General features: G+C 56.3%; 27 protein-coding genes. 10 read left to right on the top strand and 17 right to left on the bottom strand.

The genetic code is table 11. The features are described 5' to 3' along the window. Window positions 1-121 precede the first annotated feature (121 nt). Complete coding sequence (locus ACSQ13_RS16915; protein WP_176250262.1) at window positions 122-847, top strand: metallophosphoesterase; 726 nt, start codon at window positions 122-124, stop codon at window positions 845-847. Window positions 848-943: 96 nt separating this feature from the next. Then, window positions 944-1,615 (top strand): sugar transferase, encoded by a 672-nt coding sequence (locus tag ACSQ13_RS16910; RefSeq protein WP_176250263.1) that lies wholly within the window; start codon window positions 944-946, stop codon window positions 1,613-1,615. A gap of 49 nt (window positions 1,616-1,664) precedes the next feature. Here the strand turns inward: ACSQ13_RS16910 and ACSQ13_RS16905 are convergent, their stop codons facing one another. Next, window positions 1,665-1,934: a spike base protein, RCAP_Rcc01079 family gene (locus ACSQ13_RS16905; RefSeq protein WP_176250264.1), complete on the bottom strand. Its 270-nt coding sequence runs from the start codon at window positions 1,932-1,934 to the stop codon at window positions 1,665-1,667. A 115-nt stretch (window positions 1,935-2,049) separates the two neighbouring features. After that, window positions 2,050-4,728 (bottom strand): preprotein translocase subunit SecA, encoded by a 2,679-nt coding sequence (secA, locus tag ACSQ13_RS16900; protein ID WP_176250265.1) that lies wholly within the window; start codon window positions 4,726-4,728, stop codon window positions 2,050-2,052. A gap of 175 nt (window positions 4,729-4,903) precedes the next feature. On the opposite strand from secA, the gene ACSQ13_RS16895 reads away from it, so the two are divergent. The 4 genes from ACSQ13_RS16895 (at window position 4,904) to ACSQ13_RS16880 (ending at window position 7,637) form a co-directional block, all read left to right on the top strand. Then, on the top strand, window positions 4,904-5,752 hold the full coding sequence (locus ACSQ13_RS16895) for a peptidylprolyl isomerase (protein WP_176250266.1): 849 nt from the start codon (window positions 4,904-4,906) through the stop codon (window positions 5,750-5,752). A 6-nt stretch (window positions 5,753-5,758) separates the two neighbouring features. Then, a complete protein-coding gene (argJ, locus tag ACSQ13_RS16890) occupies window positions 5,759-6,985 on the top strand; it encodes a bifunctional glutamate N-acetyltransferase/amino-acid acetyltransferase ArgJ (protein ID WP_176250267.1) in 1,227 nt (408 codons plus the stop codon). Next, entirely contained in the window at window positions 6,982-7,380 is a 399-nt protein-coding gene (locus ACSQ13_RS16885; RefSeq protein ID WP_176250268.1) for a (deoxy)nucleoside triphosphate pyrophosphohydrolase, read from the top strand. Before argJ ends, ACSQ13_RS16885 begins: the two co-directional genes overlap by 4 nt. A gap of 122 nt (window positions 7,381-7,502) precedes the next feature. After that, window positions 7,503-7,637, top strand: a complete 135-nt coding sequence (locus tag ACSQ13_RS16880) for a hypothetical protein (RefSeq protein ID WP_255200191.1) — start codon at window positions 7,503-7,505, stop codon at window positions 7,635-7,637. 268 nt (window positions 7,638-7,905) lie between these two features. Here the strand turns inward: ACSQ13_RS16880 and infB are convergent, their stop codons facing one another. The 6 genes from infB to pip all read right to left on the bottom strand — a co-directional run bounded on the left by infB (window position 7,906) and on the right by pip (window position 15,212). After that, window positions 7,906-10,392 (bottom strand): translation initiation factor IF-2, encoded by a 2,487-nt coding sequence (gene infB, locus ACSQ13_RS16875; RefSeq protein ID WP_295510993.1) that lies wholly within the window; start codon window positions 10,390-10,392, stop codon window positions 7,906-7,908. A gap of 9 nt (window positions 10,393-10,401) precedes the next feature. After that, window positions 10,402-11,022, bottom strand: coding sequence for an RNA-binding protein (locus ACSQ13_RS16870; RefSeq protein ID WP_176250270.1), 621 nt, complete (start codon window positions 11,020-11,022; stop codon window positions 10,402-10,404). 22 nt (window positions 11,023-11,044) lie between these two features. Further along, window positions 11,045-12,661: a transcription termination factor NusA gene (nusA, locus tag ACSQ13_RS16865; RefSeq protein WP_176250271.1), complete on the bottom strand. Its 1,617-nt coding sequence runs from the start codon at window positions 12,659-12,661 to the stop codon at window positions 11,045-11,047. Continuing rightward, window positions 12,662-13,240: a ribosome maturation factor RimP gene (gene rimP / locus ACSQ13_RS16860; protein WP_295510988.1), complete on the bottom strand. Its 579-nt coding sequence runs from the start codon at window positions 13,238-13,240 to the stop codon at window positions 12,662-12,664. It lies immediately after the preceding gene. Window positions 13,241-13,389: 149 nt separating this feature from the next. Beyond that, window positions 13,390-14,244 carry an ABC transporter substrate-binding protein gene (locus ACSQ13_RS16855; RefSeq protein ID WP_295510985.1) on the bottom strand — a complete coding sequence of 285 codons (855 nt, stop codon included), beginning with the start codon at window positions 14,242-14,244 and terminating at the stop codon, window positions 13,390-13,392. Further along, the gene (gene pip / locus ACSQ13_RS16850) at window positions 14,241-15,212 is read right to left on the bottom strand and encodes a prolyl aminopeptidase (RefSeq protein ID WP_295510983.1); all 972 of its coding nucleotides are present in this window, start codon (window positions 15,210-15,212) and stop codon (window positions 14,241-14,243) included. The genes ACSQ13_RS16855 and pip overlap by 4 nt, the downstream gene beginning before the upstream one ends. 48 nt (window positions 15,213-15,260) lie before the next feature. Here pip and ubiG point away from each other — a divergent pair, with 48 nt between their 5' ends. Further along, a complete protein-coding gene (gene ubiG, locus ACSQ13_RS16845; protein WP_295510981.1) occupies window positions 15,261-16,007 on the top strand; it encodes a bifunctional 2-polyprenyl-6-hydroxyphenol methylase/3-demethylubiquinol 3-O-methyltransferase UbiG in 747 nt (248 codons plus the stop codon). A gap of 9 nt (window positions 16,008-16,016) precedes the next feature. Here ubiG and ACSQ13_RS16840 read toward each other — a convergent pair whose 3' ends face one another. The 4 genes from ACSQ13_RS16840 to ACSQ13_RS16825 are packed head-to-tail and all read right to left on the bottom strand — an operon-like array spanning window position 16,017 to window position 18,315. Further along, entirely contained in the window at window positions 16,017-16,454 is a 438-nt protein-coding gene (locus ACSQ13_RS16840) for a MarR family winged helix-turn-helix transcriptional regulator (RefSeq protein ID WP_176250276.1), read from the bottom strand. A 7-nt stretch (window positions 16,455-16,461) separates the two neighbouring features. Beyond that, window positions 16,462-17,292, bottom strand: a complete 831-nt coding sequence (locus ACSQ13_RS16835; protein ID WP_295510977.1) for a carbon-nitrogen hydrolase family protein — start codon at window positions 17,290-17,292, stop codon at window positions 16,462-16,464. After that, a complete protein-coding gene (grxC, locus tag ACSQ13_RS16830; RefSeq protein ID WP_176250278.1) occupies window positions 17,292-17,549 on the bottom strand; it encodes a glutaredoxin 3 in 258 nt (85 codons plus the stop codon). The genes ACSQ13_RS16835 and grxC overlap by 1 nt, the downstream gene beginning before the upstream one ends. A gap of 37 nt (window positions 17,550-17,586) precedes the next feature. Then, window positions 17,587-18,315 carry a ComF family protein gene (locus ACSQ13_RS16825; RefSeq protein ID WP_295510975.1) on the bottom strand — a complete coding sequence of 243 codons (729 nt, stop codon included), beginning with the start codon at window positions 18,313-18,315 and terminating at the stop codon, window positions 17,587-17,589. An 18-nt stretch (window positions 18,316-18,333) separates the two neighbouring features. Here ACSQ13_RS16825 and ACSQ13_RS16820 point away from each other — a divergent pair, with 18 nt between their 5' ends. Together ACSQ13_RS16820 and hemH are read left to right on the top strand one after the other, a co-directional pair. Beyond that, window positions 18,334-19,152 carry an SAM-dependent methyltransferase gene (locus tag ACSQ13_RS16820; RefSeq protein ID WP_176250280.1) on the top strand — a complete coding sequence of 273 codons (819 nt, stop codon included), beginning with the start codon at window positions 18,334-18,336 and terminating at the stop codon, window positions 19,150-19,152. Between the two features lie 53 nt (window positions 19,153-19,205). Next, complete coding sequence (gene hemH, locus ACSQ13_RS16815) at window positions 19,206-20,252, top strand: ferrochelatase (protein ID WP_176250281.1); 1,047 nt, start codon at window positions 19,206-19,208, stop codon at window positions 20,250-20,252. Window positions 20,253-20,387: 135 nt separating this feature from the next. Here the strand turns inward: hemH and ACSQ13_RS16810 are convergent, their stop codons facing one another. Together ACSQ13_RS16810 and ACSQ13_RS16805 are read right to left on the bottom strand one after the other, a co-directional pair. Next, window positions 20,388-20,567, bottom strand: a complete 180-nt coding sequence (locus ACSQ13_RS16810) for a hypothetical protein (protein ID WP_176250282.1) — start codon at window positions 20,565-20,567, stop codon at window positions 20,388-20,390. Window positions 20,568-20,707: 140 nt separating this feature from the next. Beyond that, window positions 20,708-21,313 (bottom strand): L,D-transpeptidase, encoded by a 606-nt coding sequence (locus ACSQ13_RS16805; protein WP_176250283.1) that lies wholly within the window; start codon window positions 21,311-21,313, stop codon window positions 20,708-20,710. Window positions 21,314-21,483: 170 nt separating this feature from the next. Here ACSQ13_RS16805 and ACSQ13_RS16800 point away from each other — a divergent pair, with 170 nt between their 5' ends. Further along, entirely contained in the window at window positions 21,484-21,993 is a 510-nt protein-coding gene (locus ACSQ13_RS16800; protein ID WP_295510969.1) for a CAP domain-containing protein, read from the top strand. A gap of 39 nt (window positions 21,994-22,032) precedes the next feature. Here ACSQ13_RS16800 and ACSQ13_RS16795 read toward each other — a convergent pair whose 3' ends face one another. From ACSQ13_RS16795 to ACSQ13_RS16785, 3 genes are all read right to left on the bottom strand, one after another. Further along, window positions 22,033-22,533, bottom strand: a complete 501-nt coding sequence (locus ACSQ13_RS16795) for a L,D-transpeptidase family protein (RefSeq protein ID WP_176250285.1) — start codon at window positions 22,531-22,533, stop codon at window positions 22,033-22,035. Between the two features lie 85 nt (window positions 22,534-22,618). After that, the gene (locus ACSQ13_RS16790) at window positions 22,619-23,392 is read right to left on the bottom strand and encodes an ion transporter (protein ID WP_176250286.1); all 774 of its coding nucleotides are present in this window, start codon (window positions 23,390-23,392) and stop codon (window positions 22,619-22,621) included. 11 nt (window positions 23,393-23,403) lie between these two features. After that, complete coding sequence (locus ACSQ13_RS16785) at window positions 23,404-24,642, bottom strand: class I SAM-dependent RNA methyltransferase (RefSeq protein ID WP_295510966.1); 1,239 nt, start codon at window positions 24,640-24,642, stop codon at window positions 23,404-23,406. Window positions 24,643-24,653: the final 11 nt, after the last annotated feature.

Raw genomic sequence — 24,653 nt, 5'->3', positions numbered from 1 at the left:
TTATGCTCAGTAGGCGAGCAATACAGAGTTTTGCTGGGGATTTCACTTCGTTGGGGCGACAATTCCGGCTTTTAGCGCAGTAATGCGCCAGTTTTGCAACACAGATTAACGGGCTGATTAAATGTTGGGAAAATGGTTAAAACGTTCCGAGGAACCGACCACACATATTGATCCGATCTGCCCCGATGAACCCTTCCTTGCCATTGGTGATATTCACGGCCGCTTTGATCTACTCCAGCGGTTTCCTGAAAATCGTCTTGGCGCGCAGATTGTCTTTTTGGGGGATATGATTGACCGGGGCGATCACAGCGCAGATGTTTTGAAAGTTCTGTTCGCCGTACCTGGCCTGATTTGCCTGATGGGCAACCACGAGGAAATGATGCTCGACTTCATTGCCCAGCCGCAGGCCCATGGTGGCCGGTGGTTGCGCTATGGCGGGTTGCAAACACTTGATAGTTTTGGCGTCTCCGGAATCTCTGAAACCTCAACCGGAGGCGAGCTTGAGCGTGCGCGCGATGCGCTTGTCGATGCGATGGGGCGTGATTTGTTGGATTGGGTATCGAACCTGCCCAAATGCTGGACATCGGGAAACGTCGCTTTTGTACATGCAGCGGCCGATCCTGCATTGCCCATCGACGCCCAAAGCAACCGCACACTGCTTTGGGGTCACAAGGATTTCGGCACTGTGCCGCGCAAGGACGGAATGTGGGTCGTGCACGGCCACACCATCACCGATACGCCCGAGCTCAAATCCGGTATCGTTTCAATTGACACCGGTGCCTACGCAACCGGAAACCTGACAGCCGCAACGATCACGTCCGGAGATGTCTCGTTTGAATATATTTGACCATAACATTCTGCCGGATTTAACGCGAATTTAGCACCCGCTCTGCATGATCCGCCGATCACTTATTGATTGGCAAAAGGGCCGCGCGGGCACATTATGGCGTTTCTCGACCATCCATCAAAACATATCAGGTTGGGGTATCAACAACCCGCTCAGGGCTTTTATGCCCAGGGCGGCAAACGTATCTTTGACGTAACGGTTTGCCTGCTTTTGTTACCGGCGGTCGGGGGGATTGTTCTGCTTTTGTGGCTTATCGCAAGGTCAGGTGCATCAACCGGATTTTTCGCGCACCCGCGGGTCGGGCGAAACGGTGTTACCTTCCGGTGCTGGAAAATTCGGACAATGGTCGAAAATGCCGATCATGCATTGCTAGAGGTATTTAGAGAAAACCCCGCAAAACAGTCTGAATGGGCTCTTAGCCGTAAACTTTCTAACGATCCGCGCATATTGCCCGTTGGTAAATACTTGCGTCAAACCAGCCTGGACGAGCTTCCCCAAATTTGGAACGTGATCAGGGGCGATATGTCATTGGTTGGCCCCCGTCCCGTCACCCGGTCCGAGATGTCACTGTTTGGCGATGGTACGAACGACTATTTGGCGATCAGACCCGGCATTACCGGTCTTTGGCAGGTCAAGGCACGCCGGACGCCCTGTTACATTCGCCGCGTCAAACTTGATCGCATATATGCGCGCAATGTGACATTTTCCGGGGATTTGCGGATATTGCTTTGGACACTGCCCGTGCTTTTCCGCCCCACGGGCCGGTAACCGGCCATATAAACGGGCTACCTGCCACTGCGGTTCAATGCGGCGAGCCTTATACCAACCCCGTGATCCCTGTTGCGGTCGTTCCCGTATCCAGCACCCGGGCAACCCGAAAGGGATAAACAACGCCGGCCATCAGGTTTGGCAAGGTCACTGTATCGCCGCTTTTCAGCACAACAGAAACATTCCCCGCCACCGACACCATGATTGCGCGGGTGACTTGCGCGACATCAGTTGCGTCATCGGGCGCGATTGTAAACCCGCCGCAAATTGGCCCGGTCAACCCGGCGCTATAGTCATGGAAATTATCAAATGTAGGCATACCCGTCTCCGTAATGAGGTTGCCAGACCATCCTTTACGAAAATGTAGCTTTCCTTAACGAAACGCGCGCCCTGTGGAACAGGACGCGCGTTATTCGTTTGGTTCAGTCTATGGGTTAGACGACACGGCCATGGCAGTGCTTGAACTTTTTACCGGAACCGCAGGGGCATTCATCATTGCGCGACGGATTGCCCCATGTCGCCGGATCATCTTCTTTAAACCCGTTTGCGGCGGCATCGTTTTCAACCGCTGGCGCGGCAGCCTGTGGCTGACTTGCCTGCATCTGCGCAACCATCTCGCGCTGTTCGGCTTCGGTCATTGGCCGGATTTGACCCAGCTTTTGGGTCACATCAGTACGTAAACTGTCGAGCATCGATTCAAACAATTGAAAGGATTCATTCTTGTATTCGTTCAACGGATCGCGCTGCGCGTAGCCACGGAACCCCACAACAGACCGCAGGTGTTCTAGCGTCAGCAGGTGATCACGCCATTTTGCGTCGATTGCCTGCAAAAGAACCTGCTTTTCAATGTTGCGCATGTTCTCGGGGCCGAACTGCTCGGCCTTGGCTGCCATCTGCGCTTCACATGCTTCTGTCAGGCGCTCGCGGATGACTTCGTCGTCCACGCCTTCTTCCTCGCACCACGCAACAACCGGCACATCAATGTTCAGCTGTTCAAGAACGGCTTGCTGAAAACCTTTTGTATCCCATTGATCTGCATATGTTTTCGGCGGCATATACTGGTCAATCAGGTCATCAATGACCTGCTCGCGCATGTCCGAAACAATCTCTGACAGGTCAGCGGCTTCCATGATGTCACGGCGCTGGCCAAACACCACCTTGCGCTGTTCGTTCATCACATCATCGAATTTCAACAGCTGCTTGCGGATGTCAAAGTTGCGACCTTCGACCTTGGCTTGCGCGCGCTCTAGCGACTTGTTGACCCATGGGTGAATGATCGCTTCGCCCTCTTTCAAGCCCAAGGTTGTCAGCACTTTTTCAAGCCGTTCCGACCCGAAAATACGCATCAGATCGTCTTCGAGTGACAGATAAAAGGACGAACGACCCGGGTCACCCTGACGGCCTGACCGGCCACGCAACTGGTTATCAATGCGACGGCTTTCGTGACGCTCTGATGCCAGAACATACAGACCGCCTGCCTCGATCACCTTTTTCTTTTCATCGGCATGTTCTGCTTCGATCTTGGTGCGGATTGCGACCGGGTCTGCATCAGGGTCCGCATCAAGCGCTTCCAGAACTTTCAGCTCGACGTTACCGCCCAACTGGATGTCGGTCCCGCGACCGGCCATGTTGGTCGCGATGGTCACCGCACCCAATTTACCGGCGTCGGCAACAATCTGCGCTTCTTGCTCGTGTTGGCGGGCGTTCAGAACGTTGTGCTCAATTCCGGCTTGCGTCAGCATCTGGCTAAGCATCTCGGATTTTTCGATCGATGTCGTACCAACAAGGCAAGGCTGGCCTTTGGCGTGGGCAATCTTCACCTCTTCGATCATCGCCTTATATTTCTCAAGCGCTGAACGGAAAACCTGATCGTCCTCGTCAACACGTGCAACAGGCACGTTTGTCGGAACAACAATAACGCCAAGGCCGTAGATTTCAGAAAATTCTTCTGCTTCGGTTTCGGCTGTACCGGTCATACCAGCCAGCTTGTCATACAAACGGAAGTAGTTCTGGAATGTCACCGAGGCCAGAGTCACGTTCTCTGGCTTGATGTCGACATGTTCTTTGGCTTCGATCGCCTGGTGCAGGCCGTCCGACATGCGGCGCCCTGCCATCATCCGGCCCGTAAACTCGTCGATCAGCATCACTTCGCCGTCACGCACGATGTAATCCTTGTCGCGCTGGAACAGCTTGTGCGCCCGCAGACCTTGGTTCACGTGGTGCACGATGGATGTGCTTTCAGGGTCATACATGGTCAGCCCCTCCTCAAGCAGACCACGCGCGTGCAGTTCTGCCTCAAGGAATTCGTTACCCTCGTCTGTAAAGGTCACGTTGCGGGTTTTTTCGTCCAACTCATAGTGATCATCCTGAAGCAGCGGGATCACATCATCGACGATTTTATACATCTCGGAGCGGTCCTGCGACGGGCCGGAAATAATCAGGGGCGTCCGTGCTTCGTCGATCAGAATGCTGTCGACCTCGTCCACGATCGCAAAATTGTGGTGACGCTGGTAAATCTGGCTTAGCTCGGATTTCATGTTGTCGCGCAGATAGTCGAAACCCAGCTCGTTGTTCGTGGCATAGGTGACATCGCAATTATACGCGGCGCGCTTGTCTTCTTCGGTCATGTTCGACACGGCAGCACCGGTCGTCAGACCCAGCGATGCAAACACTTTGCCCATCCAGTCAGCATCGCGCTGCACCAGATATTCGTTCACGGTGACGATGTGCACACCCTTGCCCGTCAGCGCATTCAGATATGCGGCCAGCGTCGCGGTCAGTGTCTTACCTTCTCCGGTCTTCTGTTCAGAGATATTGCCCTGATGCAGAAAAATCGCCGACATCAGCTGCGTATCGAACGCCCGCAAACCCAAGGTGCGGCGCGCGCCCTCGCGGCAGTTGGCAAAGGCTTCGGGCAGCAGATCATCCAGACTTTCGCCATCCAGTGCCCGCTTGCGCAGCTCTTCGGTTTTTTCCTTGAGACCCTCATCGGTCAGAGCAAGAAATTGATCTTCCAGCGCGTTGATTTGTTCAACCAGCGGGCGGGTCGCCTTGATTTTACGGTCGTTGGGTGTCCCAAAGACTTTTTTGGCGAGTGTTCCGATGCCCAGCATGTAATCTCCTGCCGAAGTTATGATGTGTAGCGCTGATCTGCTTGCCCAGCCGCCGGACAACCCCTAGATAAAGGGTTGAACGTGCGCCAAAGCCGCGCCCATAGGGCGATGTAAGGGCCGTACCAAACCGTGTCAATGTGCAGCCCCCCGTGGCGGCCAAACCTAGGACAGATACATGCAAAAAACCCTCACTTTCTTGGCACCCTTCGTGGTTGCCGCTTCGCTTGCCCTGCCTGTCGCCGCGCAAGACGAGGTTAAGGCCGATACCGTTGTGGCAACTGTGAACGGAACTGATATCACGATTGGTCACATGATCATCGCACGGGCCACCCTGCCCGAGCAGTATCAACAGCTGCCACCCGAGGTTCTGTTCACAGGCATTCTGGATCAGCTGGTGCAGCAAACAGCGCTTGCACAAAGCTTTGAAGGTGCCCTGCCTTCGCGCGTCACCTTGGCGATCGAGAACGAGCAACGCCAATTGGTTGCAGGCGAAGTCATTGAGAAAAACATGGCGGCCCCGATCCCCCAAGACGAGCTGAACGCCGCCTATGCCGAGACATATGGATCGGCCGAGCCTTCGGAAGAATACAATGCCGCGCATATCCTTGTCGAAACCGAGGAAGAAGCGCTCGCCATCATCGAAGAAATCGAAGGTGGTGCTGATTTTGCCGAAGTCGCGAAAGAAAAATCGACCGGCCCTTCCGGCCCCGGTGGTGGCGACTTGGGCTGGTTTGGCCCTGGCATGATGGTCCCCGCATTCGAAGAAGCAGTTGTTGAGCTTGAAGTCGGCGCAGTATCCGCACCGGTTAAGACGCAGTTTGGCTGGCATGTAATCAAGCTTTCAGAAAAGCGCCTGAAAGATGCGCCCCCGCTGGAAGAAGTACAAGCAGAGCTTGAAACGCAAATCCGTCAGGTCCGCGTTCAAAAAGCGATCGAGCAGATGACTGAAGAAGCTGATGTTGACCGCTCCGCCTCCGAAGGGGTTGACCCAACGGTGCTGACCAACCTCGGCTTGCTGGAGTAAGCAAACATGGGCAAGATAACTGCCGTTTCCCCCCTCGCACCCGAGAAATTTCCCGACCTTCCCGTCATTGACGGGGTTCGGTTTGCCACAATCGCAGCTGGGGTCCGGTATCAGGGCCGCACCGATGTGATGCTGGCCGAATTGGCACCGGGGTCCACCATTGCCGGTGCATTTACCAAATCCGCAACGCGGGCAGCGCCGGTTCTGGATTGTCAGGCCAAGATCGGTGGCACCTCTGATACAGGTGCTGCCATTCTGGTGAATTCCGGCAACGCGAATGCCTTTACCGGAAAAGGCGGTGTGACTGCGGTCGAAGCAATCACAGCAGCGGTCGCCAAGGTCTGTGACATTCCCCAGTCGCGGGTGTTCACGTCGTCCACTGGCGTGATCGGTGAACCGTTGCCCTATGACCGCGTGACCGCGGTATTGTCCGACCTCAAGGGCAAGCTTGATGCGGGTGGCATTTCTGACGCCGCCAAGGCGATTATGACCACCGATACCTTTCCAAAAGGTGCCGCTGCAAAGGTCCAGATCGGGTCGAAAACAGTCTCTATCGCTGGGATTGCCAAGGGTTCGGGGATGATTGCGCCGGATATGGCCACGATGCTGGTCTATATCTTTACCGATGCAGTCGTGAACCAACCCGCGCTGCAAGCAATGCTGTCGAAACACACGGACAGCACCTTTAACTGCATCACCGTCGACAGCGACACATCCACATCAGACAGCCTGATTTTGGCGGCAACCGGCGCTTCGCGCGTCGATGCCAGCGACAGTGCCGACTTCTCGGAGGCCCTGCACGGGCTGATGCTGAACCTCGCGCATCAGGTTGTGCAAGATGGTGAAGGCGCAACAAAATTTGTTGAAATCGCAGTAACCGGTGCCGCAACTGATGCAGATGCCAAGATCCACGGCATGGCAATTGCGAACTCTCCGCTGATCAAAACCGCGATTGCGGGTCAGGATCCGAACTGGGGTCGCGTTGTTATGGCGGTCGGCAAATCCGGTGCCGCGGCAGACCGTGACCGCCTGTCGATCCGCTTTGGCGATATCGAGGTCGCCAAAGACGGCTGGCGCAGCCCCGATTACTCGGAGGAAGCAGCAGCAGCCCACATGAAAGGCCAGAACATCGTGATTGGCGTCGATTTGGGCTTGGGTGACGGCAAAGCAACCGTTTGGACCTGCGACTTGACCCACGGCTATATTGATATCAACGCGGATTACCGTTCGTGAAGATGGTGTTGGTCTCGGCTGTAGCCCTGATCGACGTGGACGGGCGCGTGCTTTTGGCACAGCGCCCGCCCGGCAAATCTATGGCTGGTTTGTGGGAGTTCCCCGGTGGAAAGGTTGAGACCGGCGAAACGCCCGAGGCGGCGCTGATCCGTGAATTGCAAGAAGAGTTGGGGATCGACACCTGGGCGTCGTGCCTGGCCCCGTTAACCTTTGCCAGTCACGCCTATGATGATTTTCACCTTTTGATGCCGCTGTTTGCCTGCCGCAAATGGCAAGGGACACCGCGCGCACGCGAAGGGCAAACCTTGAAATGGGTTCGTGCAAACGCCCTCAAGGATTACCCGATGCCGGCAGCAGATGTGCCGTTGATTCCAATCCTCAGGGACTGGCTCTAGCTTGAAGGGACTGATTGTTCCAGATTGAAGCCAAATTTGAGTAGATTGTTGCGATTATTGCTAGACACAATCGAGATACTACTTATAAGTGAAACATAGCCAAGTTTCTGGGGGGAAAGTAAATGCTACGTACAATTACAATTGGCACGACCGTGTCTGTTCAGGGCATCTTCGTACGCGATATGCCTGATGGGCGTGTGTCGGTCAAAGTCGACAATGACATTTTTACCGGCAAGCCAATCACCCGCAAAAGCTAACTGCCTCCGCTAGAGTTTTCAGCCGACCAACGACTTGCGGTGCCAATCCGCTGCGTAATGGCGGGTTCTGGGTTCAGGCCGGCAGATTATCCCTATTACAGACTGCGGTTCGATCGCATTCCGCAGTGTACGCCTTGGCGTCAAAGTTGACCTATTACTTTGCGAGGCACCAGCGATCCCCCTAAAATCTTCCGAAATACAGCCGCGCGAAACGACAAAAGCCCGACTTTTCAGCCGGGCTTTTGCTAATTCCTGATCTCGAGGTTGATTAGTCGAGCGTGCGAACAACTTCTTCGCGGGTAAAGATTTCGATGACATCGCCCGGGCGGATGTCTTCGTAATTCTCGAACGCCATACCACATTCCTGACCCGACGGTACTTCGGACACTTCGTCTTTGAAGCGCTTGAGCGTCTTCAATGTGCCCTCGTGGATCACAACATCGTCGCGCAGCAAACGTACACCAGCGGCGCGGCTTGCCTTGCCTTCGGTGACCAAACAACCAGCAACCTTGCCAACACCGGTCACCTTGAACACCTCTTTGATCGACGCATAGCCGATAAAGTGTTCGCGGATTTCGTTGCTGAGCAAACCACTTGCGGCAGCTTTTACATCGTCAACCATGTCGTAGATGACCGAATAATACCGGATCTCGACACCTTTTTGGTTCGCTGTTGCACGGGCCGATGCGTTGGCACGTACGTTGAAACCAATGATCGGTGCGTTTGATGCTTCGGCCAGGCCAACATCCGTGTCGGTAATCGCACCAACACCCGAATGCAGAACCCGTACACGAACTTCATCGTTGCCGATTTTCTCCATCGCCTGAAGGATCGCTTCGGCAGAACCTTGAACATCGGCTTTGATCAGCAGCGGCAACTCGGACACTGTTTCATCAGCTTTGGCGTTCGCCATCAACTGTTCCAGCGTCGTTGCAGCACCGGCAGCGGCACGTTTGTCCTTGGCAGCGTTTGCGCGATATTCAGCGATCTCGCGTGCCTGGGCTTCGGTTTCAGTTACGTTCAAAACGTCGCCCGCAGCAGGTGTACCATTCAGGCCAAGAACCTCGACCGGGACGGATGGACCCGCTTCTTTGACGCGCTCGCCCTGATCGTTGATCAGTGCACGAACCTTACCGTACTGCTCACCCACAACAAAGATATCACCTTGGCGCAGCGTACCGTTCTGGATCAGAACAGTCGCAACAGGGCCACGGCCAACGTCAAGCTGCGCCTCGATCACGGCACCAACTGCGGCGCGGTTCGGGTTGGCTTTCAGTTCCAGCAGTTCGGCCTGCAGCGCAATCGCCTCAAGCAGCTCATCAAGGCCCTGACCGGTAGTGGCCGAAACCTCGACGTCCTGAACGTCACCGGACATCTTTTCGACGATGACCGAATGTTGCAGCAGATCGGTGCGCACTTTGTCCGGGTTCGCCTCGTATTTATCGATCTTGTTGATTGCCACGATCATCGGCACTTTGGCCGCTTTTGCGTGGTTAATCGCTTCGATCGTCTGCGGCATCACAGCGTCATCCGCCGCAACAACCAACACAACAATGTCAGTCACCTGAGCACCGCGCGACCGCATCGACGTAAACGCAGCGTGGCCGGGTGTATCGAGGAAGCTAAGCACCTGACCCTTGTCGGTTGTCACCTGATAGGCACCAATGTGCTGCGTGATACCGCCTGCTTCGCCGGACTGAACCTTGGCTTTGCGGATCGCATCCAGCAACGATGTCTTACCGTGGTCAACGTGGCCCATGATCGTGATAACCGGAGGACGTGTGACCAGATCTTTCGGATCGTCCATTTCCTCTTTGATGACATCTTCGACGTCAGCATCAGAAACACGAACCACTTTGTGGCCGAATTCTTCGATGATGAGTTCCGCAGTATCCGCATCAATCGTTTCGTTCTGCGTAACCATCAAGCCGTTGTTCATCAGCGCTTTTACAACAGCACCAACGCGTTCAGCCATACGGTTCGCCAATTCGGAAACCACAATCGCCGGAGGCAGGTTCACGTTGCGCACGACCTTTTCGCGCTCGACCGTGCCGCCCATCGCCTTTTGACGCTGACGTTCCTGCTTGCGCTTCATCTGCGCCATAGAACGCTGACGGCCGCCTTCGCCACCGGTCAACGCCTGGTTCACTGTCAGCTTGCCAGAGCGACGGTCGTCGTTGCCCTTGTTGCGCTTGTTGGTTTCCTCGCGGTCGCCTTCTTTCTTGCGCACGACAGGTGCTGGTGCACCGCCCTTGGTGTTCGGCAATTTAGCCGATGCCGGCTGCGCCACTGACGCAGGTGCGGGCGCTGCAACAGCTGCTGCTTCGGCTTCTTCCTTGCGACGTGCATCCTCTTCGGCTTTCGCCTTCAGGCTTTCCTCGCGCTCGCGCTCTTCCGCCTCTTTGGCATCGATCTCGGCACGACGGCGCTCACGGTCTGCTGCGCGTTCTTTTTCTTCAGTCGCACGTGCTTCCGCTTCTTCGGACTCGCGCGCACGGGCAGCTTGAACTGCCTTCAGGCGGCGTTCCATTTCGGAATCGGTGATACCTGCCGGCCGCTTCTTGGGATCCCCAAGTGACGGATTGGCACCGGTGCCGGTTTTGGCACCCGCAGGTTTAGGCACCACAACGCGCTTGCGTTTGGTCTCGACCACGACGTTTTTGGTACGCCCGTGGCTAAAGCTTTGCTTTACGTTACCCGGGCGCGCTGGCGCGCCACGCAGGCCCAATGTCTTTTTGCCGTCACTATCGCTCATCTAGCTCGTCTATCCTTTCGGGTGACCGTTGCCACCCTCGTTTATGCGTACGCCTCTTAGCCGTTGGGCTTCCTCTACAACACGAGAGGTGAGTCCACCAGAGGCGAGCGCCCCATGTATCACAGTTTGGCGTCCGAATGCCAAACCCAATTCGTCTGCCGTCAGCCAGCCAATGTAGTGACCGAAGTGCGGCGTACTTAGTTTCGATTTGCCGCGACCCGATCCATCCACTGCTTGGATCAGGACTTCGGCTTCTTCCATTTGCAGCCAACCTTTGACCTTTTCGTATCCCGCCACGGCCTTACCGGCCTTGCGCTGAAGCGAAATCAGATCAACCACACGGCGGACGAGTTGCTTTTCAACCTCGTCTACCAATCCTTCATCAACCTTAACAGGTTGTTTAGCTGCGCGGGCAAACAGCCCTTTTTTCACAGCCAGCAGCAGCGCATCCCGATCGGCCGCCACATACATACCCCGACCCGGCAGCTTTCCCAGAATATCCGGGAAAACCTGCAAGTCAGGGCCAACAACGAAGCGGATCAGACCATTTTTCGGCTGCACTTCGCCCGTGGCGATGCATTTCCGCTCTGGACCGTCTTCCCGGTCTTTCGAAACGCCACCGCGCACCATATCGTTCCCCAAGGCCCTACGATCAGGCCTCGGCCTCCTCGTCTTCTACGTCGTCTTCTTCGACTTCGGTTGTTTCCAGTTCGGCCGGATCAACCCAACCCAGCAAGACGCGGGCCGTCATGATCAGGTGCTGCGCTTCTTCCAGCGACATGTCAAACGGTTCCAGCGTGCCATCGTCTTTGGTCCGCACGCCATCGACTGTCGTCCAGCCACCGGCCAGCTCCCAATCTGCGCATGTTGCAAAGTCTTCCAGCGTTTTTACGTCGTCTTTGGCCAACGCCTCAATCATTTGGGGTGTCAGACCTTCGAATTCAATAAGCGTGTCATCCACGCCCAATGCACGCGCTGCGTCCAGGGCCGCGTTGTTCTGCGCTTCCAGCACATCACGGGCACGTGCCTGCAATTCGCCAGCAGTTGCTTCGTCAACGCCGTCGATCACCAGCAATTCGTCAACTTCGACATAGGCGACTTCTTCCAGACTGGTGAACCCTTCGGAGACCAGCAACTGGGCAAAGAATTCGTCCAGATCAAGGTTGTCCATGAACAGTTTGGTACGCAGTTCAAACTCGGCCTGACGGCGCGCGCTTTCCTGCTCTTCTGTCATGATGTCGATGGTCAAACCGGTCAGCTGCGATGCAAGGCGCACGTTTTGACCACGACGGCCAATCGCAAGGCTCAACTGCTCTTCTGGAACGACGACTTCGATCTTGCCAGCTTCCTCGTCCAGAACAACTTTGGATACTTCAGCAGGCTGAAGCGCGTTCACCAGGAATGTGGGCTGGTCTTCGTTCCACGGGATGATGTCGATCTTTTCACCCTGAAGCTCGTTTACCACGGCCTGAACACGCGAACCGCGCATACCAACGCAGGCACCAACAGGATCGATGGAGCTGTCATGAGAGATCACAGCGATCTTGGCGCGCGAACCGGGGTCACGAGCAACGGCCTTGATTTCGATGATGCCATCATAGATTTCGGGCACTTCCATCTTGAACAGCTCGGCCATGAATTCCGGCGCCGTACGGCTCAGGAAAATCTGCGGGCCGCGCTGCTCGCGGCGCACGTCCTTGATGTAAACGCGGATACGGTCGTTCGGGCGATAGGATTCGCGGCCGATTTTCTCGTTGCGGCGCAGGATCGCTTCGCCAGCGCCCACATCGACGATGACGTTGCCGTATTCCTCGCGCTTGACCAGACCGTTGATGATCGTGCCGGCGCGGTCTTTGAATTCTTCGTACTGACGGTCACGTTCTGCTTCGCGGACCTTTTGCAAGATCACCTGCTTGGCGGATTGTGCTGCGATCCGGCCCATTTCGACGGGCGGAACTTCTTCGCTGAATTCCTGACCGATTTCGGGGTTGGCCATATATTGCTTGGCCTGCTCGACGGTAAATTCAGCCTGATAGTTTTCCAGCTCGTCATCGGCCACAACGGTACGCACGCGGGTGAACGTCGCGCGACCTGTCTTGCGGTCGATGGCCACGCGAATGTCCATTTCAGCGCCGTAGCGGGACTTCGCCGCACGGGCGAGCGATTCTTCCATCGCTTCGACCACCAGATTGGGGTCGATCATCTTTTCGCGGGCAACAGCCTCGGCGGTTTGCAGCAGTTCAAGCTGGTTGGCTGATGTAATGGCCATTTAGTCGTCTCCCTCGGTGGACCCTTCGGTCTCGATGTCATCGAATTTGGTTTCGTCAATTGCACCCGACGCTTTGCGCTGGCGCAGCATTTCTTTGATCAGATCGTCGGTCAGGACCAGTTTGGCATCCGTAAGCCAGTCGAACTTCAGGCCGATCGTGCCTTCTTCGACATTGATCAACACTTCGTCGCCGTCGACCCCGGCCAGCGTACCCTTAAAGCGGCGGCGGCCATCAATCAGATCACCGGTTTCAATCTTGGCCTCATAGCCTTCGAACATGTCGAAATCCTTGAGACGTGTCAGGGGCCGGTCGATACCGGGGCTGGAAACCTCCAGCGTATATTCCTCGACGATCGGGTCTTCGACGTCCAGCACGGCACTGACGGCCTGACTTACCAATGCCAGTTCATCAACTTCGATCCCGCCATCGGGGCGGTCGGCCATAATCTGCAACGTGGTCTGTTTTCCCGACATCAGGCGAACGCGCACCAGTTCAAACCCCAGATCCTCGATCACCGGTGTGATGATCTCGGCCATGCGGCGGTCGATGGCGGCTTTAGCAATCAGATCGTTGTTCATAGTCTCTCTTATCATCCTGCAATTTTCAGCAGGCATAAAAAAACGGGCGCGCGGCCCGTGTTCAAGATCGGTGGAGCATCTGGTGTGGACCCGAATGCGCCGCTGTTGAAAGGGGATATACGCCGTGATGCCCGAAACTGCAAGCCCCGTTAGGCGAACCACCAGCGTTCAGCCGCGCGTAGGTTGTCCAGGGGGCGATGCTGGCCGATTCTGACAGGCATTGCCACGCTGCGCGAAACAGCATGTGTCATGGCGCGGGAAAACGGGAGTTGGGCAATGTCATCAAACCCTTGCACCAATCCGGCATCATCAAGATCGGCGGCATCTACCAGGTATTCTGCCAACGCCTGCGCCCGAACGGCATCAGATGGAACAGAGACCAGTTCGACCGCATCGAACCATCCGGCAGTGTTCCCCTTGTAGTGATCCGCCACGCGTTCGGCCAAAACCTGCTGACCGGGGGTGAATTTTTTCAGACGGTACAGCCCTGTACCGATCCCTTGATCAGCGGCATGCAGGGGCCGGATAACATGATCAGGCCCCGCCAGCGTAAAAGGCAGGTCCATCGCAGGGGCATCAAGGGCAATACAAATCTGATGGTCGTTCAAAACCTCGACCCGCCCGTTCAGTTGCAAAGACCCGGCAACATCGCGCGCCGTCATTGGCTGACCGTCATGAAACGCCACATCCTGACGCAGATCAAACATCCAGACCCGGCCATCATCAGACCCTTGCCATCCGGTCGCCAATTCACCGCGCAAGGTGCCATCGGCGGCAACTTCGGTCAGGGTGTCGAAAATCAGCCCCTGGCGCGCGACCTTCATGAACAGACCATCGCCCTTGGCCCAACTGTCGCTGCGTGATGCGCCCGAAAGCGCCATCCGCAAACGCCCGCCTTGCTGTGGCATCGCAGCAGCAGACACACCAGTCGCCGCCAGCAACGCGGCGGCAGCACCCGTGGCAAACAACGCACGGCGATCCATCAAGGAACGGGTTTTGGTCATTGGGCGGCAATCCTGTCCATCGTGCGCACCAATTCTGCACTGATTCCGGGCTCAGACAAGGCATGACCCGCATTGCGCACCATCTTCAGCTCCGCATTCGGCCAGGCTTGGGCCAGATTATAGGCGCTTGTGGGGGGGCAAATCATATCATAGCGGCCTTGGACGATAACGCCGGGAATATGGGCAATGCGCGGCACATGCGCAAGGATTTGGCCGTCAAATTCCAGAAAGCCCGCATGCGTGAAATAGTGATTCTCGAGCCGCGAGAAGGTGCGTGAATATTCCCCCGGCCCCTCGTGACCGCCGCCCGACGAATGGATCGACGCCAGCGCATTTTCCCATGCGGCCCATGCCTTGCCGTATTTGATCTCGGTCTGCATATCGCCGCAGAAAAGCCGCCGGTGATAGGCCGCAATCAGATCATCGCGTTCGTCTTCGGGGATCAGGTTCACAAAACGCACCCATAAATCCGGCCAGAATTTTCCCGCACCGCCACCGTAAAACCAGTCCAGTTCGGCTTGGGTCATCATAAACACACCGCGCAAAACGATGTTACGCACGCGATCGGGATGGGTCTGGGCATAAATCAACGCAAGCGTAGCACCCCAGCTGCCGCCAAAGGCGATCCATTTGTCGATGCCCAACGCTGCCCGGATACGTTCAATATCGGCTACCAGATCCCAAGTGGTGTTATTGGTCACCGAGGCAAAGGGCTTTGACCGCCCACAGCCGCGCTGGTCAAACAGGATCACATGGTATTTTTCAGGGTCGAAATAGCGCCGCATCGACGGGCTGCACCCGCCTCCGGGCCCGCCATGCAAAACGACAACAGGTATCCCGTTGGGGTTTCCGCATTGTTCGAAATACACGGTATGACCATCGCCCACGTCCATCATCCGCTGATCAAATGGATCAACGGGCGGATAAAGATATTGAACTGCGTGCTTTTGGTCCGGGATTTTGTCCATTACAGGCCTATATAGTCTTTGGACCTAAAAGAGCACAGAGAGATCAGAATGCAAGCGCCACTAAGCACCGTTGACCCCGCCGAGATTGAAAAGTTTCAGGCCATGGCCGCCGAATGGTGGGACGAGAATGGCAAATTCAAGCCGCTCCATATGCTGAACCCCTGCCGGTTGGAGTATATCACCAACCAGATTGCAGGCGAATTTGACCGTGATTTAAAAGCCCCCCTGCCGTTCAAGGGGCTGCGCATCCTTGATATAGGCTGCGGTGGCGGGTTGCTGTCCGAACCGATGGCGCGTCTGGGGGCCGATGTCGTCGGTGCAGATGCCGCTGCGGGTAACATTCCCGTCGCGCAGCTTCATGCCGAACAATCCGGCCTGACCATCGACTATCGCCACACCACAGCCGAAACACTGGCCGAAGCAGGCGAGCAATTCGATGTCGTTGTGAACATGGAAGTGGTTGAACATGTTGCCTCCCCCATTGATTATCTGACCGCCTGCCGCCAGTTGCTGAAACCCGGTGGTTTGCACATCTGTTCGACCCTAAACCGCAATCCAAAGTCATTTATGATGGCGATTATTGGCGCTGAACACATCATGCGCTGGCTGCCAAAGGGCACCCATGAATGGTCAAAATTCATCACACCGGATGAATTGTTTGACCTGCTGCGCAACGCGGGGCTTACGCCGGTTGATCGCAAGGGTTTTGTGTTTAATCCGATCCTGTGGTCCTGGAGCCTGTCTGATCGCGACCTGAGCGTGAACTATGTAACCGCAAGCACCAAGCCTGCGTAAGGTCTTGCGCTAGTCCTCGGAATGCCTGCGCAACGCGCGCAGGGTTTCGAGGGTCGCACGCACCTGATCTTCGCCCAATTCATCGGCAACATTGTTAATCAGTGGCGTAATCGAACGTATCGCGTCATCGCGGGCATTTCGACCGGCGGGGCTGATTGCCACCATCTTGCGGCGTGCGTCATCCCAATCGGGGCGGATGTGAACATAGCCCGCCCAAAGCAGCTTGTTCAGGGTGTTGGTCATGGCACCACGTGTAACATTGAACGTCTCGGCCAGCTGCGCGGGTGTCTTTTCACCCTCGTGCCAGGCCAGATTATTCAGCACCGAAAAATGCGAAATTTCCATGCCTTTGGGCAGCACCCGCGTCAAACGGTTGCGCATCTTTTGATCAGCAGACAGCAATTCGCTGATCAACGTAATCGCGAGTGAGTTTCGGTTTTCCATCATAACTTGGTCAAGGTGCCTGAAATTCACGGCGGTTGGCAAGGCTTGGAACGCGGCGGCGCGCATCTGCAAGGCGGTTCATGTCCATCTCGAACGGATATACGCCGGGGGCCTCTCCCGCATCCAGGATCACCTCGCCCCAAGGCGCAACCGCCAGCGAATGGCCGTATGTGAACCGCGTTTTGTTGGTTTCGCTAAGATGTTCGCCCGTTTGCGCTGGGGCCAAAACAAAACATCCTGTTTCAATCGCCCGCGCCCGCAGCAAGGTATGCCAATGTGCGGCACCAGTAACCGGCGAAAACGCAGCGGGCATCGTCAGAATATCAGCGCCGGCATCCGCCAATGCCTGATAAAGCAACGGAAACCGCATATCATAACAAATGCTCATCCCCACTTTGCCAAAACCGGTATCAGCCACGACCGCCTTGTCACCCGGACGGTAGCCGGCTGATTCGCGGTAGCTTTCGGTGGCATCGATATCGACGTCGAACATGTGGATCTTGTCATAGCGGGCGACGATCTGGCCATTGGGGTCGACCATGAACGATCTGTTGGCAAATCGCCCGTCCGCATCGTCCGTCTTTAGCCCCAGCGAACCGATCAGCAGCCAGATCCCCTTGTCCCGCGCCACATCGCGCAGGGCAGCAAGGGTGATATCTTCCGCCTCGTGTGTCAGCACCGTGCGCTGGTGGTCACGGCTGGTCGACACACAATTCGTAACTTCGGGCGTCAGCACAAATTGCGCGCCCTGGTCCGCGGCATCCCGCACCATTTCAAACGTACCCGCCAGATTGCGGGCCGGATCATCCGTGACGTTAAGTTGAACCAGGGCTGCTTTCATCACGCTGCCAACAACGCATCCAGCTTGCCCGCGCGTTCCAGCGCATACAGGTCATCACAACCGCCCACATGGATATCGCCAATGAAAATCTGCGGCACCGTGCGACCACCATTGGCGCGTTTGATCATTTCGGCCTTCCGCTCGGGGTGCGCCAGAACATCAACCTCGGCAAAGCTCACGCCTTTTTCATTCAGCAACCGCTTGGCCGCGTGGCAAAATCCGCAAAGCGGCGAGGTGTAAATCTCAACGGGTTTCATGGCTGTGTCCTTTTCAGCAAATCAGTTGAACACAGACTTAGGTGTCTTTGGCCACTCTTGCCAGTGTAACAACGCGTATCGGACCTGCACCAGCATCAATACAGGCGCGCGCCGCTGCAAATAGAGTCGCACCGGAGGTCATCACATCGTCAACGATCAAGACCGGTCGGCCCAGCATAAGGTGCTGCCGCTTTGGATGGGCGTAAATCGCGTCCTGCAGGATTTCAAACCTTTCGATCCGGCTTTTGCCATCCAGCGATGCGGTTTTACGGACGCGTTTTAACAGATCAGGGCACCACGCCAGCCCCGTTTCCCGCGCCAATGCCCGCCCCAGCAACGCCGACTGGTTATACCGCCGTTTGACCAAACGCTGCCAATGCAACGGAACCGGCGCGACAAGCGTTTCGGCTGGCAATTTTCCGCGAAACGCGCGGGCCATCCAAAGAGCAGCGGGTTTTGCGATTTCCTGCCGGTCGCCATGTTTCAGCGCCAGCACCATCTTGCGACCCGCATCGGCATATAAAAACGCCGACCTGCCCTGCACCCATGGCGGCGGATGGGCAAGGCACCCGTCGCAGTGCGAAACCTCGCCTTTGCTGCCACCGGGCAGTGGAATGCCGCAGCTGTCACAGACCACGCCGCCAATAAACGCCGTATCGCGCCAACACGGGCCGCACAGGCCTGCGTGCCGGTCAACCGCCCCGCCACAACTCAGGCAGGCGGGCGGATAAATTAGACCAACAGTGGTTTGTATCTGGGCCAGCATCACCGTATTATTCCTTGCATGAACGCACAAAATATCCTCACGGACATCACCGCCCTGTCCCGCAGCCGAAGCCGCGCCAGCGATGACGGGCTGTTCTTGCATCGCGCAGCCTTGGACGAGGTCGATGATCGGCTAAGCTTGGTTAACAGGACGTTTACCAAACCGGCCATTGTCACCGGATTTCCGCAGGTCTGGGGCGATCTTTATCCCCAAGCGCCGGTTGTGCCGGATACCGACACGTTGGCGCTGGATCAAAAGGCGCATGATCTGGTGGTTCATGCGATGAGCCTGCATTGGGCCAATGACCCTGTGGGCCAGATCATCCAATCCCGTCGCGCGCTTGAACCTGACGGGTTGTTTCTGTCGGTCAGTTTCGGCGGGCAAACCCTGAACGAACTGCGCGCCTGTCTGGCCCAGGCCGAGGCACAGATCACCGGCGGCCTGTCGCCCCGCGTGGCCCCGATGGCCGAACTGCGCGACATCGGCGGCTTGTTGCAGCGGGCCGACCTTGCCCTGCCTGTCGCTGATTCTGTGACGCTCAAGACCGAATACACCGACATCTGGCACCTGATGCGCGACTTGCGGGCGATGGGTGAAACCAACGCAATGCAGTCACGCCTGCGCCGCCCCACGCGCCGCGCGGTGTTCCAATCAGCAGCACAGCTCTACCAAGACAACTTTGGCACTGAAACAGGGCGCATTTCAGCAACCTTTGAAATGGTCTTTTTGGCGGGGTGGGCCCCTGCGGATAGCCAGCCAAAACCCTTGCGCCCCGGATCAGCGCAACAGCGGCTGGCAGATGCGCTTGCCACCAATGAAACCCCGCTGAACGATTGACGTAACAGACAAACCGTCTATCTCACCGCTATTCACGTAAAAAGGATATCCTGATGACCAAGTCTTGCCCAGTCCATGCCCAACCGGATCACCCCATGATCCCGACACCCAAGGTGGGCATTCTACTGGCCAACCTAGGCACGCCGGATAACTATGATTACTGGTCAATGCGCCGTTATCTGGGTGAATTTCTGTCGGATCGTCGCGTTATCGACTACAGCCCGTGGCTGTGGCAGCCGCTGCTGCAGCTGATCATTTTGACCAAACGCCCCTTTACCAGCGGCGCTGCGTACAAGTCGATCTGGAACGAGAAAGACGGCGAAAGCCCATTGATGACGATCACAAAAGCCCAAACTGCCAAGATCAAAGAGACGATGCAGGCGCGGTATGGTGACGCAGTGATGGTCGATTTCTGTATGCGTTATGGCAACCCGTCGACCAAATCCAAGGTCGAGGCACTGGTCGAGGCAGGCTGTCAAAAGATCCTGTTTTTCCCGCTGTACCCGCATTACGCCGGGGCCACGTCGGCCACCGCAAATGATGCGTTTTTTGCGGCCTTGGCCAAGGAAAAATGGCAACCGGCGGCCCGCACGGTTCAGCCCTATTTCGATCGTCCCGATTATATCGACGCCTTGGCGACCTCGATCGAAAACGCCTATGCGAAGATGGAAACCAAGCCGGACAAACTGCTGTGTTCGTACCACGGTGTGCCGCAGCGCTATCTGATGGAGGGCGACCCCTATCACTGCCAGTGCCAGAAAACGACGCGCTTGCTTAAGGAACGGTTGGGCTGGGACGACACCCAGATCATGACCACCTTCCAGTCGAAATTCGGCCCCGAAGAGTGGTTGCAGCCCTATACCGTGGAAGAAGTCGCGCGTCAGGCCGAAGCAGGCAATAAAAAGATCGCCGTCTGCGCGCCTGCGTTTTCAGCGGATTGCATCGAAACGCTCGAAGAGATCAACGAAGAGATCAAGGAAAGCTTTGAACATGCGGGCGGTGAGGAATTTCACTATATCCCCTGCCTGAACGACGACGACATGCACATCAAAGCGCTGTCTAACGTGATCGAAGAAAACCTGCAGGGGTGGATCGACTAGGCCAGTTTGCCTGATCCTCAAGCTTTTGCCCGCTTACGCATTCAGGCGGGCATAGCTTTGGGTCTTTTCTTTGGAAAAAAGACATAAAAAAAGGCGGTGCAGAACACCGCCTTTTATTCGTGTCACGTGACTGAATTAGTCAGCAACAGCAGCAGCAACAACAACGAGCAGCAGCAAAGGAATCAAAATGCCCGAAGAAGAAGAGGTGGACTCTTCAACGATTACGGGTGCTTCGATGATTGGATCTGCCAGCGAGCCAGCAAATGCATTCGATGCAGCAGCTGTCAGTGCAGCGGCGAGAACGAGTTTCTTCATATCATAACCTCCAGAAAAGGCGTGCCTCACAAGGTGATAGCACGCGCCCAAGACTTACCTCGTGAAACTTTCTAAACAGCATATCCGGGTAATTGCAAACCCGGATTCAGCGTTTCAGCCCCACAATCACCGAAATATCGTCAAATAAGCAACACTTGGGTACCGACGTTCGTCAGTTCGAAAAGCTCGGCGATGTGCTCGTTATAAAGCCCGATGCAGCCGTTTGACGACCGACGGCCAATTTTGCGCGTATCGTGGGTGCCGTGGATACGATAATATGTCCAGCCGAGGTACAAAGCGTGCGTACCCAAGGGGTTATCAGGGCCCGCTTCGATCACGGCCGGCCACTCAGGGTTGCGCTCCAGCATGGATGGTGTCGGGCGCCATGTCGGACCAACCACCTTTTGAATGACACTCGTACGGCCACGGCGGGTCAGCTCGGCTGTCAGCGGAACGCTGGAAGGGTAGAGCTTATAGACCGACTGGTCGTCGGACCAGAAGTGAACGGCGCGGCTGTCAATATCGACCAGCACAGCACCTTTGTTGGTATTGCTAAAATACGGCCGCCAATCCAAAGTCCGAAAGCTCGAGATGTTGCGACGCACGGTCTCAGTGACGTCTCTCTCGGTTTCTGTGGTTTCGGTACCGTTTACGCTGCTTTGCGCCAGCGCGGGGCTGGCCAACATTGCAGCACTGCCGGCCAAAAATGCACGGCGCGACGACAGATTGAATTTGTGGTCAGACATTGGATGTCTCCTGGAAATGAGAAAAGCCCGATATTGTTACTCATATATGACCCGAAAGTCGCAGTATCAAATCAAACCGACGTTAACAGGCGCACTCACGCTGATGTGCGTTTGATCTGCAACGCTGGTCAGGGTAAGGGATCAAAAACCAAATTGAGTGGAGCTGCGCCATGATCCGTCTATTTTCCATCCTGATTGCCCTGTCCGTGGCGTTGGCCGCCTGTACGCCTGCACCAACCACAATGGGCACCGATGGCAAAGCGCTGCCAAAAGTATACCGCATCGGCCGCAGCGATTCCGGAAAACTCCAGTTCCGTATGCTTGATTCGGTCAACGCATTGCGCAACGCATCCGGCCTGTCCCAGCTTCAGCTTGATGCCAAACTGAACGCTGCCGCCGCGACACATTCCCGCGATATGGCGAACCAGAACCGCCCTTGGCACTTTGGCTCTGACGGATCATCCCCAGTGGATCGCATCCAGCGCGTTGGATACACAGGCGCGTTGGTTGGCGAAGTTATCTCGGAAACCTACGAAACCGAGATGGAAACCCTCGCTGCCTGGATGGAACAGCCCGATACCCGCCGCATCATCATGGCATCCGATGCCGTGAACATGGGCTTTTCGTGGCACCAGGAAAGCAATGGCAAAATCTGGTGGACCTTGGTCATTGGCAAGTAACCCGGCGGGTTACTTTTCGCCAATTCCCCGAAGGATACGCTAGGGGTTCAACGCGATAGGCGTGCCATCTCCCACCATCGCATAAATATCCTCGATCTCTTTGTTAGTGACTGAAATGCAGCCCCACGTCCAATCGTGACGGTTCTTTTCACCGGGCCTTTTCTGCCCGTGAATAAAGATATCGCCACCGGGCTTTTTATTCAACGCTGCAGCGCGCGCGCGGTCTTCTTCGTTGGGGTACGATATTCCAAGCGACAAGTGGAACTTGCTGTTCGGATTGCGACGGTCAATCAGATACAAACCCTCGGGTGTTTTACCATCGCCCTCGTGCAGCTTATGCCCGACAGGCGCAAAGCCCAACTTGAAGTCATAGGACTCAAGCACCTTGTCCTTGTGCATCAAGTACATCCGGCGGTCCGCCTTGTTGACGATCACATAGGTGACCTCGGGGCCACTATACCGCTTGAATTTGCTGTCACCGCCACACGCACCAAGGGCCACCAATGCGGTACCCCCCAAGATCAAATTTCTGCGTTTCATTTACATGCCTCGTTTCGCCACGGCCTTTTCGACCTTTATCAGCTTCGCCTAGCATGTAGCAAAAATTTTCGAGGTCAAAAAGCCGTTACTGTTGCTGTTTTCCAGCCAACTGTCGTTCGATCAAATCGAGCTTGCGCATGACTTCTTCGCGGTAAACATCCGTGCGCTGCACCTCGTCTGCCTGATGCGCGTCTTGCATCGAATTGACGATCAAACCGACCAACAGGTTCACCACGGCAAAGGTTGTCATCAGAATGAACGGCACGAAAAACACCCACGCATAGGGGTAAACCTCCATTACGGGGCGGACGATTCCCATGGACCAGCTTTCCAATGTCATGATCTGGAACAGCGAATATGCGCTGGCAGGCAGCGACCCGAACCATTCAGGGAACGCACTGCCAAACAGCTTGGTCGCGATCACAGACCCGATGTAGAAAATGATCGTCATCAGTAAGAACACCGACCCCATGCCCGGCAATGCGGTGATGAACCCTTCGACGACGCGGCGCAAACGCGGGGCGACCGAAATCACCCGCAAGACACGCAAAATCCGAAGCGCCCGCAGAACCGACAGCCCTTGCACCGCCGGCACCAAAGCAATCGCCACAACTGCAAAGTCGAACAGATTCCAGCCGTTTTTGAAAAAACCGGTGCCCCGCCCGATGATCTTGAGCGTGATTTCAATGATGAAAATCGCAAGGCAGACGGAATCAAGAAACAGGATCGTCGGGCCAAAAGATTCCATCAGGCTTCGCGAGGTTTCCATCCCAAGCAATGCCGCATTGAAAACAATCACACCAATAATGAAATTGCCGACTGCCGGGGATTCGACCCAGGCATTAAGACGTTCGCCCATGGATGTGCTGCCTATCTGTGTTTGCGTTTGACCTCGGGGGCAGTGAACTGCGCCGCAAGCTCCACATGGGAAGACCAGCGGAATTGGTCAACAACCTGAACCCAATTAAGCGTATATCCCGCAGCGATCAAAACGGCAGCATCCCGCGAAAAAGTCACAGGGTTGCATGACACATAGGCCACGACAGGCGGCATTGCTTTGACGATCTCGGCCACCTGCGCTTCGGCTCCGGCGCGGGGCGGGTCCAGGACGACCGCATCGGTTTTGGCCAGTTCATCCGGTAACAACGGACGGCGGAACAGATCGCGTGTCTCAAACGTAACGGGCTTTAGCCCCTTTGCCATGCGCCAGCCGTGATCCAGCGCCGCTGTCATGCCAGCGTCCCCTTCAACGGCGTGTACTTCGGCGTTTTCGGCCAGCGGCAGGCTGAACGTGCCACAACCGGCGAACAGGTCGATCACTTGACGGGCAGACCCGACCGCGTCACGCACGGCAGTCACCAAAGATGCCTCGCCTTGCGGGGTCGCTTGCAAAAACGAACCGGGGGGCGGGGTTACCTTGGCCACGCCAAAGCGTTGAACCGGCGGCGTCCGCATGGCGATCACGTCGCCATCCCACGTCAGACGGGCAAGGCCCAGCTTATCACACAGATGCGCTAGCTCCTGACGCAACGGCCCATCCAGCGGCTTGCCGTTCTGAACCGAAATATCCAGCCCCGCCCGCGAGGTCGTCACGGTGACGGCCAAGGCAGCCTTGCGGCTGGTGCCAACAACGGCCAGTTGTTCCGCGATCGGGATCGCGGCCATCACCGCAGGGTCCAGCAACTGGCAACCCGGTATTTCGATCACCACGTCTGATCCGCGCCCATGGAACCCGGCCATCGCGCCCTTTTTGGTGCGCTTGGCGGCAAAGGTCGCGCGGCGACGTGATTGCGGTGGCGAGGTCTGGATCGGCTTGAAAACCGTCTCGATCCCGTGTGCATCAAGCGATGCCTTGACGACACCCATCTTGAAATCCGCCACGAAACTGTCCGAGGCGTGCTGCAACTGGCAACCGCCGCAGGCTTTGAAATGCCTGCACGGGGCCGCAACGCGGTCTTCCGAAGGCTTAACGATGCGGATGTCGGTCAGGGTCTGCCCGTCGGGCGTGCCTGTGACGACCTCTCCCGGCAAAGTCATGGGGGCAAAAAGCGGGCCAGCGGCAATGCCGTCGCCCAGGTGACCAAGTCGCTGAATTACATATTCTGTCATACACCGCGCAT

This window comes from Sulfitobacter sp. SH22, from assembly GCF_965641905.1.
GTDB lineage: Bacteria > Pseudomonadota > Alphaproteobacteria > Rhodobacterales > Rhodobacteraceae > Sulfitobacter.
This window is presented reverse-complemented; position numbering and strand designations above follow the sequence as displayed.

Coding starts and splice junctions, on each gene's coding strand:
- ACSQ13_RS16915 (WP_176250262.1), top strand. CDS start 122: ATGTTGGGAAAATGGTTAAAACGTTCCGAGGAACCGACCACACATATT.
- ACSQ13_RS16910 (WP_176250263.1), top strand. CDS start 944: ATGGCGTTTCTCGACCATCCATCAAAACATATCAGGTTGGGGTATCAA.
- ACSQ13_RS16905 (WP_176250264.1), bottom strand. CDS start 1,934: ATGCCTACATTTGATAATTTCCATGACTATAGCGCCGGGTTGACCGGG.
- secA (WP_176250265.1), bottom strand. CDS start 4,728: ATGCTGGGCATCGGAACACTCGCCAAAAAAGTCTTTGGGACACCCAAC.
- ACSQ13_RS16895 (WP_176250266.1), top strand. CDS start 4,904: ATGCAAAAAACCCTCACTTTCTTGGCACCCTTCGTGGTTGCCGCTTCG.
- argJ (WP_176250267.1), top strand. CDS start 5,759: ATGGGCAAGATAACTGCCGTTTCCCCCCTCGCACCCGAGAAATTTCCC.
- ACSQ13_RS16880 (WP_255200191.1), top strand. CDS start 7,503: ATGCTACGTACAATTACAATTGGCACGACCGTGTCTGTTCAGGGCATC.
- infB (WP_295510993.1), bottom strand. CDS start 10,392: ATGAGCGATAGTGACGGCAAAAAGACATTGGGCCTGCGTGGCGCGCCA.
- ACSQ13_RS16870 (WP_176250270.1), bottom strand. CDS start 11,022: ATGGTGCGCGGTGGCGTTTCGAAAGACCGGGAAGACGGTCCAGAGCGG.
- nusA (WP_176250271.1), bottom strand. CDS start 12,661: ATGGCCATTACATCAGCCAACCAGCTTGAACTGCTGCAAACCGCCGAG.
- rimP (WP_295510988.1), bottom strand. CDS start 13,240: ATGAACAACGATCTGATTGCTAAAGCCGCCATCGACCGCCGCATGGCC.
- ACSQ13_RS16855 (WP_295510985.1), bottom strand. CDS start 14,244: ATGACCAAAACCCGTTCCTTGATGGATCGCCGTGCGTTGTTTGCCACG.
- pip (WP_295510983.1), bottom strand. CDS start 15,212: ATGGACAAAATCCCGGACCAAAAGCACGCAGTTCAATATCTTTATCCG.
- ubiG (WP_295510981.1), top strand. CDS start 15,261: ATGCAAGCGCCACTAAGCACCGTTGACCCCGCCGAGATTGAAAAGTTT.
- ACSQ13_RS16840 (WP_176250276.1), bottom strand. CDS start 16,454: ATGATGGAAAACCGAAACTCACTCGCGATTACGTTGATCAGCGAATTG.
- ACSQ13_RS16835 (WP_295510977.1), bottom strand. CDS start 17,292: ATGAAAGCAGCCCTGGTTCAACTTAACGTCACGGATGATCCGGCCCGC.
- grxC (WP_176250278.1), bottom strand. CDS start 17,549: ATGAAACCCGTTGAGATTTACACCTCGCCGCTTTGCGGATTTTGCCAC.
- ACSQ13_RS16825 (WP_295510975.1), bottom strand. CDS start 18,315: ATGCTGGCCCAGATACAAACCACTGTTGGTCTAATTTATCCGCCCGCC.
- ACSQ13_RS16820 (WP_176250280.1), top strand. CDS start 18,334: ATGAACGCACAAAATATCCTCACGGACATCACCGCCCTGTCCCGCAGC.
- hemH (WP_176250281.1), top strand. CDS start 19,206: ATGACCAAGTCTTGCCCAGTCCATGCCCAACCGGATCACCCCATGATC.
- ACSQ13_RS16810 (WP_176250282.1), bottom strand. CDS start 20,567: ATGAAGAAACTCGTTCTCGCCGCTGCACTGACAGCTGCTGCATCGAAT.
- ACSQ13_RS16805 (WP_176250283.1), bottom strand. CDS start 21,313: ATGTCTGACCACAAATTCAATCTGTCGTCGCGCCGTGCATTTTTGGCC.
- ACSQ13_RS16800 (WP_295510969.1), top strand. CDS start 21,484: ATGATCCGTCTATTTTCCATCCTGATTGCCCTGTCCGTGGCGTTGGCC.
- ACSQ13_RS16795 (WP_176250285.1), bottom strand. CDS start 22,533: ATGAAACGCAGAAATTTGATCTTGGGGGGTACCGCATTGGTGGCCCTT.
- ACSQ13_RS16790 (WP_176250286.1), bottom strand. CDS start 23,392: ATGGGCGAACGTCTTAATGCCTGGGTCGAATCCCCGGCAGTCGGCAAT.
- ACSQ13_RS16785 (WP_295510966.1), bottom strand. CDS start 24,642: ATGACAGAATATGTAATTCAGCGACTTGGTCACCTGGGCGACGGCATT.